Source organism: Amycolatopsis sp. NPDC005232 (assembly GCF_040607795.1).
GTDB lineage: Bacteria > Actinomycetota > Actinomycetes > Mycobacteriales > Pseudonocardiaceae > Amycolatopsis.
Window position 1 is genome coordinate 148,348 of sequence record NZ_JBEXHL010000012.1, and the last position, 14,309, is coordinate 162,656.

Sequence of the window (14,309 nt, forward strand, 5' to 3'; positions counted from 1 at the left end):
CGCGAGGGGGCTTCTCGCGCCGCTCCAACCTCGAGAGGGGACCGTTCGGACCGCCGCCGCTGCGCGACTGGACTTCTCGCACCGCTGCGGCCGCGCGACTGGACCTCCCGCATCGGGTGCGGTGCGTGAGGGGACCGCTTGTACCGGTTCGGTCGTGCGACTGGACCGCTCGCGCCGCACCAACCACGCGAGGGGACCGCTTGCACCGGTTCGACCACGCGAGTGGACCGTTCGGACCGCCGTCGCCGCGACTGGACCTCCCGCATCGGTGCCCGTGCGTGAGGAGACCGCTCGCGCCGTATCAACCTCGCGAGGGGACCGTTCGGACCGGCGCCGCTGCGTGACTGGACCTCTCGCACTGTGGCGGCCGCGCGAGTGGGCCGTTCGCGGCGGCGCGCGCGAGTGGACCGGCCGGCCCGAATCCGTGCGCGAATGGTCCAGTCGGGCCGGTTCCCAGCTCCGCAGGCGGTTCCGTCGGCCAAGCGCCGGCGCGCGGCAGGTCCCTTCGGGCGGACCTGAGGCGTCCGGACCCCCGAGCCGTGGTGCCCGACTAGGATCAATGAGGGACTTTTTCCGCGGGGATCTCGGGAGGTAGTTGTGTCGGAGGAGCCGCGCCGTCCTCGGCACGCCGCGCCGGACGAGAAAGCGGGCGCCGAGACGCCCTCGTGGACTCCGCCGCCGCCGGTCCGCTGGGACACGCCGGAGCCGTCGGTGTCCGGGCGCCTCGACCCGGCCGCTCGGCCGGATCCCGAGTCGCCGACCGTGATCAACACGCCGGTCTACCGCCAGCAGACTCCGGCGCAAGGTGTGCAGCAGCCGCAGTACCCGGGCCAGCCGTACCAAGGTGGTCCGGGCCAGCCGCAGGGCCAGCAGCCGCAGGGCGGCCAGGGTCAGTCGCAAGGTCAGCAGCCGCACGGCGGTCCCGGCCAGCAGCAAGGCCAACCCGGGTCGGGCCAGATGCAGGGTCCAGGCCAGCAGGGCCAGCCCGGCTACCTCCAGCCTCCCTACGGCCAGCAGCCCCCGTCGCAAAGCCAGCCCTACCCGCCGCACCCGCAGTCCCCGTCCCGCGCGTACCCGCAGACCCCGGGCTACCCGCCCCAGTCCCACACGGGCCAGCAACGCCACCCCGCACGCCCCGGCACCCAGGGCCAGCCCTACCCCGGCTCCCAGTACGCCCCCGGCCGCCCGGCTCCGGAACAGTCCAACCGCGTCGCCGAGCCCGGCTCGAATCCCGGCACCTCGTCCCAGCCCGGCCGCCCGGCGGACCCAGGCGCGACCGGCACCCCGAACCAGGGCACTTCCGCGCAGCCCAACCGCGCCGCCGACCCGAGCGCGACCGGCGCCCAAAATCCGGGCACCTCCGCGCAGTCCGGCCGCCCCGCCGAGCTTGGCCCGAACCCGGGCACCTCCGCACAGCCCAGCCGCACCCCCGACTCCACCGCGATCCCCTGGAAGCAAGTCCAGCCAGGAACCTTCGCCCCCGAAGGCTCCGCGCAGCAGCCGTCCGACTCCGGAAACCGCAGCAGCGAAGCCACCGACCCGAACCAGGCCACCTTCACCGGCCGCCAGCTCTCCGAGCAGGCCAACCGCGTCGCCGAACCGACCGCAACCGACGACGCGGCGCAGCAACAAGACCCGGCACAGCACCAAGACCCGGCCCGCGCGGAAAACCCCGAAGCCAAGCCAGAAGACCCCACCCGCCCCCCAGGCGACCTGGCTCCGGTCATCCTTCCGCAGTCCCAGCAGCCGGTCGCCCCCGTCGACCCCGCCGCGCCGATGCCCACCAGCGTCCTCGCGAACCCGAGCCCCGGCACGCAGAGCATCATGCCGCCGTCGCCGCGGCTCCATCCGCAGGAATCCCTGCCGGACCCGGGCACGGACAGCGTCGTCGCCGCGAGCCGCAGCGAAGGCCACGGCACGGGCACCCGCAGCGAAGGGACCGGCACCGGCAGCGGCTCCCATGGCAGCGGCACCGGCTCGTTCCCCGGGACCTCCCGGCGCACCGGCTCCCGCACCTCCAGCCGACGTTCCCGCCGCGGCCGCCTCGGCGCCGGCCTCATCGACGTCCCGCCCGTGCCGTACCGCGATCCCGCCACGGCCGTGCTCGCGAACCCCGTCGTCTCCGAGGAGAAGCGCTTCTGCGGAAACTGCGGCTCGAAAGTCGGCCGCGCCAAGGACGGTAAGCCCGCCAACCCCGAAGGCAAGTGCGACAACTGCGGCACGTCCTTCTCGTTCCTGCCGAAGCTGCAGCCCAATGAGCTCGTCGGCGGCCAGTACGAAGTGCTCGGCGCTCTCGCGTACGGCGGCCTCGGTTGGATCTACCTCGCGCAGGACCACAACGTCTCCGACCGGTGGGTCGTCCTCAAGGGCTTGATCGACACGGGCGACGCGACCGCCATGGCCGCCGCCGCCAACGAGATGCGGTTCCTCGCCGAGGTCGAGCACCCGAACATCGTCAAGATCCACAACTTCGTGCAGCACCCGGACGCGCAGACCGGCACGTCCGTCGGCTACATCGTGATGGAGTACGTCGGCGGCCAGTCGCTGCGCCAGCTCGCCCTGCAGCACCACCGGGAGAGCAAGCGGCCCGAGCCGTTGCCGATCGGGCAGGTCATCGCGTACGGCCTCGAGATCCTCCCCGCCCTCGGCTACCTCCACAGCCAGGGCCTGCTCTACTGCGACCTCAAGCCCGACAACGTCATCCAGACCCACGAGCAGCTCAAGCTGATCGACCTGGGTGCCGTCCGGCGGCTCGACGACTACGAGAGCCCGCTGTTCTTCACCACCGGCTACAGCGCGCCCGAGCTGGCGACGCAGGGTGCGTCGATTTCGAGCGACCTCTACACCGTCGGCCGCACGCTCGCCGTGCTGAGCTTCGAGTTCCAGGGCTACACCACGAAGTTCAAGTCGACGCTGCCCGGCCCCGACGCCGTGCCGCTGTTCGCGCTTTTCGGTTCGTACTACCGCTTCCTCAAGCGCGCGACGCACGTCGACCCGGACCGCCGCTTCCTCGCCGCCGAGGACATGGCCGACCAGCTCACGGGCGTGCTGCGCGAGATCATGGCGCTCGGCACGGGCAAACCGCGGCCCGCCGCGTCGACGGTCTTCGGGCCGGAGAGCCGCACGTTCGGCGTGCACCTCGTCGTCCCCGAAGCCGGCACGACCGTGCCGCTGCCCGAGCCCGCCGAGGTCGTCGCCGGCCTGCCGATCCCGCAGGTCGATACCGATGACCCCGCGGCCGGCGTCCTGGCGACCACCACCGCGCTCGACCCGCGCGAAGCCATCGAAGCCCTGGCCGGCGCGCCGCGCGAGTCCATCGAGGTGCGCCTGCGCATCGTCCGCGCGCGCATTGAGCTCGGCGAGTTCGTGGAAGCCCAGCGCCAGCTCCAGGCGGCCCAGTACCTGGCCATCCGCAACGGTTTCCCGCACGACTGGCGCATCGACTGGTACCGCGGCCTGATCGAGCTGGCCGGCGCCCGCCCGCGCGTCGCCCACGTCGCCTTCGAAGCCGTCTACGACGACCTCCCCGGCGAAATCGCCCCCAAGCTGGCGCTCGCCGTCAGCGCGGAGGGCGTCGGCGACTACTTCGGCGCCGCGCGCTACTACGAATTGGTCTGGCGCACCGACCGCACCTACGTGAGCGCCGCCTTCGGCCTCGCCCGCGTGTACCTGGCCCAGGGCGCCCGGGCCAGCGCCGTCGAGGTCTTGGAGATGGTCCCCGCCACCTCCACGCACTACATCGACGCCCAGGTCGCCGCCATCAAGATCAAAACCCAATCCAGCGCCGCCTCGGAACAGTCCCGCATCTCCGAACAGGACCTCCTCGACGCCTCCCTGCGTCTCGAACGCCTCAACCTCGACGCCGAACGCCGGACCCGCCTGTCCGCCGAAGTCCTCGAAGCCGCGTACGACTGGCTTCGTACGCCCTCCGCGCCTTCCCCGGCTGAGACCTCGAAGGTTCTCGGGTACGCGCTGGAGGAGCGGGATGTGCGGTTCGGTTTGGAGCGGTGTTACCGCACGTTGGCTCGCTTGGCGGGGACTACGGAGGACCGGGTAGCGCTGGTGGACCGAGCCAACTCGATCCGTCCGCGGACGTTCACGTAGGCCTGCCCGAAGCTTGAACGGCGCCTGGTAATCACTCGTCCGGGTTGTGGACAACTACCCCTCAACCCGCTCTCACCAGGGTTTTTGTCGGTGGGGGCCGATAGAATGGACTCGGGGACGCCCCCCTGGGTGGGCGGGGGCCTGTCCAGGCCGGGCCCAAGGGCAAAGGAGCAGAGCCGACGCAACCGTCCGGCTCCGCTCCAGCCCCCAGCCGTCCCCAGCACCAACCCCGCAGTCACAGGCTGCGCGCGTTGATGTCCCCGTACTCCGTCGTCGCCTCGATGGTCAGGTCCGCCAGGCCGCCGGCGTTCTGCAGCGAGTTCCGGACCCGCCCGTACGACGTCCCCGCGTCCAGCGAAGCCGAGACGCCCGGAGCGGCACCCACCGACACGTCGCCGGCCGACGTCCGCAGCACAACCGACCCGCGCACGGCCTCCGCGATGTCGATGTTTCCCTTACCCGTCGTGATCGAAGCCGGGCCGTTCAGCCGGCCGACCGAGACATCACCGGCCTGAGTGGACAGTCGCAGGCCGGCGGCCTCGTCGACCTTGATCGCGCCGTGTGAGCCCTCGAACGAAACTTCGCCCAGCCGGCCCGCGCCGCGGAAGTCGGCGCTCGCGGCCGAGCCGGAGACGCGCGAGTCGGCGGGCAGCTGCACCGTCACCTCGATCGAGCCCGACGCGCCGAGCATCTGGTTCTTCGCCGTGGCCTCGATCCGCAGCACGCCGTCCGCGAAGGAGACCGTGGTCTGCTCCGCGACCTTCACGTCGCGGGCCTTCGAAGCGTCCGCCGGCCGGACCTCGACTGCGGTGTCGGTGCGGTCCGCGGCGATGAACTGAACGCGCCCCGCGGGGATGGTGACGAAGGCGGAGATCGGGGCGGTGGTGGTGAACTTCTGCATCTGGATCAGCTCCTGTGCTCGTTGTTTCTGACATGAGAAACGCTACGTTGCGTTCATGAATCAGGCAACAAGTCTGTTGCACAAGGACAGCAAAATACCAGCTCATAGCCGCGCAATCATTGCAATGGAGCAGAATCTAACGCAACACGGCCGTTGCAATGAACCACAATAAAACGCTACGCTGACGACCCAGCAAGCAACACGAGGGAGAAGAGATGCCCGGCGGCCGACTTACCCAGCAAGAGCGCCAGCAGATCGCCCTGGGCCTCGCCGACAGCCTCGCCTACGCGGAAATCGCCCGCCGCCTCGACCGCCCCACGTCGACCATCACCCGCGAGGTCATGCGCAACGGCGGCCCCACCTCGTACCGCGCCGACCTGGCCCACCACGCCACCGAGCACCGCACCCGGCGCCGGAAGAAGACAGCAGCGCCCCGGAGTCAAGAAGCCCCACAACCCCACGGCCGCGACGCCGAAGCCGTCCGCGAGTACGAGGAGACCTTCACCGTCCTCCTCATGCAATCCGGCCTCCCCCGGATGGCCGCCCGCGTCCTGACCTGCCTCTACATCAGCGACGACGGCAGCGTCACCGCCGCCGAGCTCGTCCGCCACCTGCAGGTCAGCCCGGCGTCCGTCTCCAAGGCCGTTTCGCTCCTCGACGGCCTGGGTCTTCTCAGCAGAGAGCGCGACGAGCGCCGCCGCGAGCGCTACGTCGCCGACAACGACGTCTGGTACCAGTCCGTCCTCGCCAGCGCGCGCGCCAACGCCCAGCTCGCCGAGACCGCGCGCCAGGGCGTCGCGATCCTCGGCCGCGGCACCCCCGCGGCCGCGCGCCTGGAGAATATCGCCCGGTTTGTCGATTTCGTCGGCGAGAGCATCGCCCGCGCCGCAGAGCAGGCCCGCGAAATCCTGTACGCGAAACCCGAGGTCAGGGATTGATCTCCCACTCTTGACCGTCCTGCGCGCGACGCTGCTTCTCGCGCGCGTCGGCCAGCTTCTGCAACGCCGCCGGGTCACCGTGCGTGGTGAAGTGCTCGAACCCGACCGCCACGAACAGGGCGCGCGCGGTCACGGCGACCGGCCCGTCGGGCGCGTCGAGGTGACCGTCAGCGGAAACGTAGATCTTGCGCCCCGCCGTGCCGTCCAGGCGGGTCTCGATGTGCAGCGTCGAGCCGACGGGCACTGGCCGGCGGAAGTCCGTCTCGAGCTTGCCGGTAACGGCCGGGCGCCGCAGCAGGTTGCCGACTGCGCTGCCCAGCGCCTCGTCGAACGCGCACGCCAGCAGCCCGCCGTGCGCGAGGCCGGGCGCGCCCTGGTGAGCGGGCGTGACGGTGAACTTCGAGAGCACGGTGTGCCCTTCGCCGACGATCGAACGCAGGCGCAGCCCCGCGTCCACCTCGTCGCCGCAGCCGAAACACTCGTCGAAATGCACGCCGAGCTCGGTGCCGGGCGCGGGGGCCTTCGGGTGCACAGCGGGTGGCTCCACGGACACCGGCGGCCACGGTCCAGAAACACGACTCATGCGCTGACGTTAACCCGCGAGTAGCCGTTCGCGGTACGCGGCCTGACCTGCGGCGCGCGTTTTCCTCAGCGCACAGTAGTCGGAAAATTCCGTACGGTAGAACTTTCCCGACTCACACTGCCGATTAATCCCAGCGGGACAACACTCGGGAAATGAGCTGCATCGGACCTACTGGGTCGCGTACGAGGAGGTCGTCGCGGGGATGAGCGAGGCAACGGCGAAAACACCGGACGTGGACCCGAGAACCGTCAAACGGGCAGTCCTCGCGTCGGCGATGGGTAACGCCACCGAGTGGTACGACTACGGCGTCTTCACCTCGGGCGCCATCGCCACGAGCATCGGCACGGTCTTCTTCCCCGGCGAGGGCAACGCGGTGCTGAAGTCGCTCGCGCTGGTCGCGGTCGGGTTCATCGTGCGGCCGTTCGGCGGGGCGTTCTTCGGCCCACTGGGCGACAAACTGGGGCGGCAGAAGGTTCTCGCGATCACCATTCTGCTGATGTCGGGCTGTACTTTCCTGGTCGGCGTGCTGCCGACCTACGCGGGCCCATACAGCATGGGCATCGCGGCACCGATCGCGATCTTGTTGCTGCGCTTGATCCAGGGCTTCTCCACAGGCGGTGAGTACGGCGGCGCGGCAACGTTCATCGCCGAGTACGCGCCGACGAAACGCCGTGGTTTCTTCGGATCGTTCCTGGAACTGGGGACCCTGAGCGGCTACGTGCTGGGCAACGTCGTCGTGCTCGCGGTCACGCTTTCCCTGCCGGCCGACCAGGTCGAGGCGTGGGCGTGGCGGATCCCGTTCTTCGTCGCGCTGCCGCTGGGCCTCATCGGTCTGTACCTGCGCTCGAAGCTCGAGGACACGCCGGAGTTCAAGCGGCTCGAGGCTTCTGGCAACAAGCCGAAGAAGGCGCCGCTGAAGGAGACCTTCACCCGCAACTGGCGGATGATCCTCAACCTCATCGGCATCGTGCTGCTGCTGAACATCGCGGACTACATGCTGCTCACGACCATGCCGACGTACTTCACGGATACGTTGAAGATCAACGACAACACGTCCACGTTGATCATCATCGGCGTGGAGATCGTGCAGGCCGCGATCATTCTGCCGCTGGGCGCTTTGTCCGACCGCATCGGGCGAAAACCGTTGCTGATCACCGCCGCGCTCGGGTTCCTGGTGCTGAGCTGGCCGAGCATCAAGCTGATGCAGTCGGGCAGCATCCTGTGGCTGATCGTCGGGTTCGGCATCGTCGCGTTCCTGCTGGTGCTGATGCTGGCCGTGATCGGCTCGACGTTCCCGGCGATGTTCCCGACCCGCGTGCGCTACGGCTCGTTCGCGATCGGTTACAACATCTCGACGTCGCTGTTCGGTGGTACGTGTGGTGTCGTCGTGACGGCCCTGATCCAGAGCACGGGCAACAAGGACTGGCCGGCGTACTACCTGATGATCGCCGCCGTGATCGCACTGGTGCCGATCTTCAAGATCCCGGAGACTTCGCAGGTGCCGATCGAGCAGATCGACACCGCGGACACGGGTGGCAAGCTGGCGGGTGCTGCTCGCTGAGTTCGGGTTTGTTTCGCGGCCCGTCCCCCTTGTGTCGGGGGGACGGGCCGCTTTTATGTCTACTGTGGACAGTCCTTGGGCTGCTCCGCTCAGCGAACCTGGGCAACCTCGACCGGGCGAGGAGCAGCGAAACGCTTGCGCGCCCAAGTCGCCAACCCACCGGCGACCACAACAGCTACTACGGTTTCGATCATGAGTGCGGCGAACACCATTTTTGCTTCCTCCTCGAGTTCTCGGGCCGGCTCGCTCTTGTTCGACCGGCTGAGCACGGATGTCGGCGGCCTTCGTCGACCACCACAGGAAACATCGCCACAAGGCGCCCGGATATTTCGCCGAAAACCCACTTGGCCGGGGTGACGTCGGCCACCCTGGTTGTGGGGCGGTAACTGTGGTCTGAACAGGGGATTGGCGCCTCACTGAGTGAGAGATCTGGGCCGCTGGTGGCTCGGCTTTGCCGCCCGGCGCCTCGTCTGCTGGTACGACCGGTCCCCTCGTGCCACGCGGCTCGCCGCGATCGGTCCGCTCGCACGGCGCGATCGGTCCGCTCGCACGGCGCGATCGGTCCGCTCGCACGGCGCGACCGGTCCCCTCGCACCGCACCGCACCGCACGGCTTGGCGCGACCGGGCCCCTGGCGCCGCCGACGTGGTTCGACCAGTCCAGTCGCGGCGCGAATGCGGTTCGAAAGGTCCAGTCGCGTGGTGGTTGTGGGTTCGACGGGCCCGTTCGGGCCGGGCCGCGTGGCGGGTCCGTTGGCGCTGTGAGGCCTGCGCGACTGGTCCACTTGTGCACCAGTGGTGGCTCGACAGGTCCGTTCGCACGACAAGCGCGGCACGATTGGTCCAGTCGCGTGGTGGTTGTGGCTCGGACCGGTCCGCTCGTCCCGGCCGCGTGGCAGGTCCGTTGGGGCTAAGAGCCGTGCACGAGTGGTCCACTCGTTCAGCGGTGGTGGCTCGACAGGTCCCTTCGTGCGACGGGGCGGGTCGAAAGGTCCAGTCGGGTGGTGGTTGTGGGTCTGCCGGTCCGTTCGCGCCGGGGCGCGTGGCGGGTCCGTTGGCGATGCGGGCCATGCACGAGTGGCCCACTCGCACAGCGGCGGCGGCTCGACAGGTCCCTTCGCACGACAGGCGCGGCACGAGTGGTCCCCTCGCGCGGATCGGCCCGGGCCCAGCAGTCCACTCGCGCGGGGGTGGTGGTGCGTCAGCGGGTTGTGGCGATCGGTGGTGCGCTGGCGTGCGTGGGGATCGTGGTGGCCGACGGGGGCAGACGGACCGGCGTGCGGGGGAAAGACGGAAGGGACTCCGGCGGCCGGCCTGGCGCTTGGACCGCCGAGCGGGTCGGCGTCGGGTCGCCGGGCGGAGCGGTCGTGTCGGCGGTGGGTGGGGTGGTCGGCGGGGAGCTCGATGGCGAAGGCGTCGGCGCGATGGTCGACAAGCCGGGGCCGGCGGGCTGGACGGGCGTCGGCGGGCCGTGGTGGCCGGCGGCGAAGCTCACGGCCAGGCCCGCCACTACGAGGACCGCGGCGGTGGCCACGGAGCTGCCGGCCACAGCCAAGCGTTTGCGGCGGCGTCGGATGCGGGCGCCGTCGTTGATGACGTCGGTGGCGGAGAGGGCGAGGGGTGGGCCGTCCGGGAGGGTGGAGAACAGGGCGCGGATGTCGGTGCCGGAGGTCGGGTCGGCGTCGAAGCTGGTGGTGGGATCCGAGCCGAGGGCGAAGTCGCGGCCAGAGCCAGAGCCGCAGTCGCGATCCAAGCTCGAGTCGAAGTCGCGGCCAGAGCCAGAGCCGCCAGAGCCAGAGCCGCCAGAGTCGGAGCCAGAGGAGCCAGAGCCAGCGCCGCCCGAGCCCATGGAGCCACCGCCGAAACCGCCAGACCCGCCCGAGCGCGAGCCGAAGTCGCCAGGGCCGAAGCCGTCAGAGCCTCCCGGCTCACGCCCAAAGCCGTCAGCACCACCAAAATCACGGTTCACCGGAACAGTCACCTCCCTCCAGGAACAGCCACAGCCACGAAGTGCGGCCCCAGCCGGTTGCGCAAAGTGGCCAAGCCGCGGGCGGCCTGGCTCTTCACCGTGCCGGTGCTGCAGCCGAGGGCGGCGGCCGTCTCGTCGACGGACAGGTCCTCGAAGTACCGCAGCACCAGCACGGCACGTTGACGGGGCGCCAGCACCGCGAGGGCCTGGCGCACCAGCATGTCGTGTTCGGTTTCGGCGTCCGTGGTGGGGACGTCGGGTGGAGCGTCGGTCAGGCGCTCCCGCTTCCAGCGGCTGCGGCGGTTCTCGGCGAGGAACGTGCGCAGCACGATCTTGCGCGCGTAGGCGTCCAGGCTGTCGTGCCGTGACAGGCGCGGCCACGCGAGGTACAGCTTCAGCAGCGCGGCCTGTGTGAGGTCCTCGGCGCGGTGCCAGTCGCCGCAGAGCAGGTATGCCGTGGCCCGCAGGCTGTGCGCGCGCTCGCCGAAGTACCGGGCGAACTCGCCGTCCCACGGCGAGCTCGGCCCGGACACCGGACGGGAGCGGGAGATCACCTGCGCGATCAGCCCCAGATGTCCGGCAGGTTCAGGTCGCCGGTCGGCCCCGCAGGGATCGCCGTCGGCACGCGCACGCCGCTCGGCGCCCTCACGCCCGGAGCCTGCGCCGGCATCCGCGTCGGCACCGCGGTCGGGGGCGCGACCTCGGTCGGACGCTGCGTCGGCAACGCCGGCCGCGTCGTAGCCGACGGCGGCTCCTGGGCCGGCAACGTCGGCTGCGTCGCGGCCGTCGGCGGCGCCGGCTGCGCGAACGCCACCGCCCCGCCCGTCAGGGCACCCCCGGCCAGCAGCAACGCACCGACACTCAATGCGAAACGAATACGCAAAACAGCTCCTCAGGCTCACGAGCACCCCGGTCGGCGCCTCTTCTGCCCCTAGTCATGCCGACGGCGCCGAACCGGGTTGCATCGAGTTCGCCAAGTTTTTCCCGCACCCCACCTCGGCGTTCGCACCCGTCCCACGACGCACCCCGACAACGCCCGGCACCCTCGCCGACGCTCCACCAAGCCGGACGCTGCCCGCTGTCCGTCGGTCGCCGTGGTCGAACCACGCGCGGCCTGGCCGCGGGTCTCGGAGGGGCGCGGTTTCGCGGATTGGCGCCGCGCCTCCGCCATGAGGCTCGACCCGGAGCACAACGCATGCGAGCTGGCCGCCGGCACCCGCTGTCCCGCCGGGCACCGTGGTCGAACCAAATGCGGCCCGCCCCGCGACCGGCAGCAGGACCGAGCCCCACGCTGGGTCACAAGGCCCTGCCGGAGGTCCAACCCCGCTCTCCTGTGACTCGCGGCCGCGTACTCAGCGCCGAGTCGCGAACCGGGCCTACCTCGGCCCCGGCCGCAAACGCTTGCGCCCACCAATCAGCCCCCATCAACGACAAACGGCCGGAGGCACCAACCCCCGGCCGTTCACCGCACAACTCGAACTCACACCGCGGACAACTTGCTCCACGAAGCCCAGTCATAAGTCCAGTCGCTGTAGTCGCCGTCCCTCGACGTGAGCGTCTGGGTGCTGCCCGTGATCTCCACCGGGTCGCCAGGCAACACGCTGTCGTAGTAGATCTTCGCGTTCGCCGGGGACAGGTTGAGGCAGCCGTGGGAGATGTTCTTCTTGCCCTGCGCCCAGATGGAGCCTGCGAGGCCGTGGATGAACTCGCCGTTGTTGGAGATGCGGACGGCCCACGGGACGTTTACGTCGGTGTAGCCGTAGCGCGGGTTGCTCATCGAGTAGGTCGCGTGCTTCGACATCACCACGTGCACGCCGCTGTGGGTGACGCGGCCCGGGTCGGAGTCGAGGCCGTAGCTGACCGGGAAGTCCATCACCTGCTTGCCGTCGCGGATGACCTGCATGCGGTGCTGGGTGGTGTTGCCCTTGACGATCTGCGAGCGCCCGATCTTGAAGCTCGCGGAGATGTCCTGGCGCCCGTACGTGCCGTTGCCCATGGACACGCCGTAGATGTTCGCGTTGACCTTCACCTCGGTGCCCGGCGCGAAGTACTCCTTCGGACGCCAGTGCACGGAGGTGTCGCCGTTGAGCCAGGCCCACGAGCCCTCGGTCTTCGGTGTGGTCTCCACCGACAGCGCCTTCTCGACGGTCGCCTTGTCCTTCACGGCGCTCGGGAACGTCAGCGCGATCGGCATCGCGATGCCGTACGTCTGGCCGTCGCCGACGTTCAGGCTGCCCGCCATCTGCCGGCGCGGCTTCACGGTGGTGAAGGCGCCGCTGATCTGCACCGGCTTGCCGTCGCTGCCGGTCGCCTGGCCGGACCACGTGTAGGTCTTGCTGTAGCCGAGGTCCTCGGTGGTGGCCCAGCTCTTCTTGTCCGCCGACGGCTGGCCCTGCACCTGCTTGCCGTCCGGGTTCGTCAGCGTGACGGAGTCGAGCGTGCCGTCCGCGACGGTCACCTTCACCGGATCGCCCGGCGGCACGTCCTTGGCGTTCGCCGCGGGCGCGAGCGTGAGAGTGGCCGGCTTGGCGACCGGCGCGGCCTTCGTCGGGCCCCCGCCCGTGTTGCCGCTGGCGCTCACGGTGGTCGGATCGCTGCTGCACGCACCGAGCGTGAGCGCGGCGACGACCCCCAGAACCGCGATGCCCGCTCTACGGCGCGCGAAGTGTCGGATAGTCACACCGATCCCCAATCTCCCCTGGACAACCCCAACCACCCAGACGTCCCGAAGAGCCCGAGCGTTGATCGATTGGGTAGTGACCAACGTCACACCAACCTCGCGAAGTTCACGTACGGGGCCTAGGCGACTTCAGGACGTGCACGGTGATGTCCGGCGCGGCCGTGCGCAGTCAGCCTAACCGGATGGACCGACCGCGCTGCGTAGGCGGCAATACGACGTTCCGGTGACGTGCGAGTCTGTGAACCGATCTGCGAGATCACGGGCTTCAGATTTGGCCAGATCTCGGTAGGCTGCTGAGCAGGCCGTCGTTTTGCGTGTTCGTGGCTTCACACTCGCGGAACTTCTGACGCGAGCCGTGGGGCCCGACAGCTCTTCGCTCGACTCGTTGGAACCGCCCGGGACGGCCTGGGGTGCCGCTTCGGTGGCATTCGAAGCGGATCTGTTACGAGGAGTACAGCGGTGGCGCAAGGCACTGTGAAGTGGTTCAACGCGGAGAAGGGCTTCGGCTTCATCGCTCAGGACGGCGGTGAGGGTGACGTGTTCGTGCACTACTCGGAGATCGACGGGCGCGGATTCCGCACCCTCGAGGAGAACCAGCGAGTGGAGTTCGAGGTCGGCCAGGGCCAGAAGGGCCCGCAGGCCCAGAAGGTCCGCCCGATCTGAGACAAGCCCAACGCGTTTGTTCAGGCCTGAGTAAGGAACTCCCGGTGAGTCACTCGCCGGGAGTTCCTTTTTTTCGTGACAAGTTGTTGTGTGACACCGTTTTGTTGACACAGCGTGGTTTCACTGACACAGCGTGACGTCCGGTCATGGAAAAGCCCCCGGTGCTGGTGCACCGAGGGCTTTCTCGCTTGCGTTCGTCGCGCTTCGATCAGCGGGGGAGAAGCGGTTCGTCGAAGGAACCCTGGGGGAAGCTGAACTCGTCGGTCATCGCGTCGGAGTGCCGGCGCTCCTGCGCCGACGCGGCCTGGCCCTCCCAGGAGAGGCGTTCCAGGATCCACTCCATCGCCAGCGCCTGAGGGGAAATGTCGCGCTCGTTGGCGATGTCCTTGAGCTGCTGGCTCGCGATGAGGTTCATGCGCAGCTGGTAGACCTGCGCCTCACCGAAGCGCTTGCCGGTCCCGGTGCTTTCGGGGTCGGAGTCCGGAGCGAGAGCCGCGAGGTAGCTGGTGAGCTCCTGGTCCTCGACGACTTCTTCGCCCGCCGACTTGGCGGCGTTGCGGTGCCGTCCGGACGAGACGGCTTTGAGGTTCGTACGGCTGCCGAGGCGGCCGAGTGAGGGAAGAGGCACCCGGACACGATAACGGTTGGGTCTCGGCAAACAAACGACTGTGAGACACGACACAAGCAATTCGGTCGCTCATTGAGCCTATTCGATCACCTGATCAGCCCAACGGTAAACGCTGTTCAATGACCGTCTGTGGATGTGCTGTTCACGCTTTGCGCAAGGCGAGTTTCGGCAGGTCGCCACGCAAAAGTGCGGAAATGGAGAGACCCCCGCGCCAGGGGGAGGAACGCGGGGGTCGGAGGGGATCTCCACAGGCGCTGACCGGGGGTGTGTCAGCACCATCGATT

General features: G+C 69.3%; 11 protein-coding genes. 4 read left to right on the forward strand and 7 right to left on the reverse strand.

The features are described 5' to 3' along the window. Positions 1 to 597 precede the first annotated feature (597 nt). Entirely contained in the window at positions 598 to 4,104 is a 3,507-nt protein-coding gene (locus ABZU76_RS23600; RefSeq protein ID WP_354873107.1) for a tetratricopeptide repeat protein, read from the forward strand. Positions 4,105 to 4,339: 235 nt separating this feature from the next. Here the strand turns inward: ABZU76_RS23600 and ABZU76_RS23605 are convergent, their stop codons facing one another. After that, positions 4,340 to 5,005: a DUF4097 family beta strand repeat-containing protein gene (locus tag ABZU76_RS23605; RefSeq protein WP_354873109.1), complete on the reverse strand. Its 666-nt coding sequence runs from the start codon at positions 5,003 to 5,005 to the stop codon at positions 4,340 to 4,342. Between the two features lie 215 nt (positions 5,006 to 5,220). Here ABZU76_RS23605 and ABZU76_RS23610 point away from each other — a divergent pair, with 215 nt between their 5' ends. Further along, a complete protein-coding gene (locus tag ABZU76_RS23610) occupies positions 5,221 to 5,943 on the forward strand; it encodes a helix-turn-helix domain-containing protein (protein WP_354873111.1) in 723 nt (240 codons plus the stop codon). Here the strand turns inward: ABZU76_RS23610 and ABZU76_RS23615 are convergent. Continuing rightward, the gene (locus ABZU76_RS23615; protein ID WP_354873113.1) at positions 5,933 to 6,526 is read right to left on the reverse strand and encodes a PaaI family thioesterase; all 594 of its coding nucleotides are present in this window, start codon (positions 6,524 to 6,526) and stop codon (positions 5,933 to 5,935) included. The two genes, ABZU76_RS23610 and ABZU76_RS23615, sit on opposite strands and share 11 nt — an antisense overlap. Before the next feature lie 202 nt (positions 6,527 to 6,728). On the opposite strand from ABZU76_RS23615, the gene ABZU76_RS23620 reads away from it, so the two are divergent. Then, positions 6,729 to 8,087, forward strand: a complete 1,359-nt coding sequence (locus tag ABZU76_RS23620; RefSeq protein ID WP_354873115.1) for an MFS transporter — start codon at positions 6,729 to 6,731, stop codon at positions 8,085 to 8,087. A 1,199-nt stretch (positions 8,088 to 9,286) separates the two neighbouring features. Here the strand turns inward: ABZU76_RS23620 and ABZU76_RS23625 are convergent. The 4 genes from ABZU76_RS23625 to ABZU76_RS23640 all read right to left on the reverse strand — a co-directional run bounded on the left by ABZU76_RS23625 (position 9,287) and on the right by ABZU76_RS23640 (position 12,734). Beyond that, positions 9,287 to 9,838, reverse strand: a complete 552-nt coding sequence (locus ABZU76_RS23625) for a hypothetical protein (RefSeq protein ID WP_354873117.1) — start codon at positions 9,836 to 9,838, stop codon at positions 9,287 to 9,289. A gap of 224 nt (positions 9,839 to 10,062) precedes the next feature. After that, entirely contained in the window at positions 10,063 to 10,608 is a 546-nt protein-coding gene (locus ABZU76_RS23630) for a SigE family RNA polymerase sigma factor (RefSeq protein WP_354873119.1), read from the reverse strand. An 8-nt stretch (positions 10,609 to 10,616) separates the two neighbouring features. Beyond that, a complete protein-coding gene (locus ABZU76_RS23635) occupies positions 10,617 to 10,937 on the reverse strand; it encodes a hypothetical protein (protein WP_220245846.1) in 321 nt (106 codons plus the stop codon). 597 nt (positions 10,938 to 11,534) lie between these two features. Next, the gene (locus ABZU76_RS23640) at positions 11,535 to 12,734 is read right to left on the reverse strand and encodes an Ig-like domain-containing protein (protein ID WP_354873121.1); all 1,200 of its coding nucleotides are present in this window, start codon (positions 12,732 to 12,734) and stop codon (positions 11,535 to 11,537) included. 459 nt (positions 12,735 to 13,193) lie between these two features. Between ABZU76_RS23640 and ABZU76_RS23645 the strand changes: the two genes are divergently transcribed. After that, a complete protein-coding gene (locus tag ABZU76_RS23645) occupies positions 13,194 to 13,397 on the forward strand; it encodes a cold-shock protein (protein WP_020669570.1) in 204 nt (67 codons plus the stop codon). A 208-nt stretch (positions 13,398 to 13,605) separates the two neighbouring features. Here the strand turns inward: ABZU76_RS23645 and ABZU76_RS23650 are convergent, their stop codons facing one another. Continuing rightward, positions 13,606 to 14,025 carry a hypothetical protein gene (locus ABZU76_RS23650; protein ID WP_220245848.1) on the reverse strand — a complete coding sequence of 140 codons (420 nt, stop codon included), beginning with the start codon at positions 14,023 to 14,025 and terminating at the stop codon, positions 13,606 to 13,608. Positions 14,026 to 14,309: the final 284 nt, after the last annotated feature.

Coding starts and splice junctions, on each gene's coding strand:
- ABZU76_RS23605 (WP_354873109.1), bottom strand. CDS start 5,005: ATGCAGAAGTTCACCACCACCGCCCCGATCTCCGCCTTCGTCACCATC.
- ABZU76_RS23610 (WP_354873111.1), top strand. CDS start 5,221: ATGCCCGGCGGCCGACTTACCCAGCAAGAGCGCCAGCAGATCGCCCTG.
- ABZU76_RS23615 (WP_354873113.1), bottom strand. CDS start 6,526: ATGAGTCGTGTTTCTGGACCGTGGCCGCCGGTGTCCGTGGAGCCACCC.
- ABZU76_RS23620 (WP_354873115.1), top strand. CDS start 6,729: ATGAGCGAGGCAACGGCGAAAACACCGGACGTGGACCCGAGAACCGTC.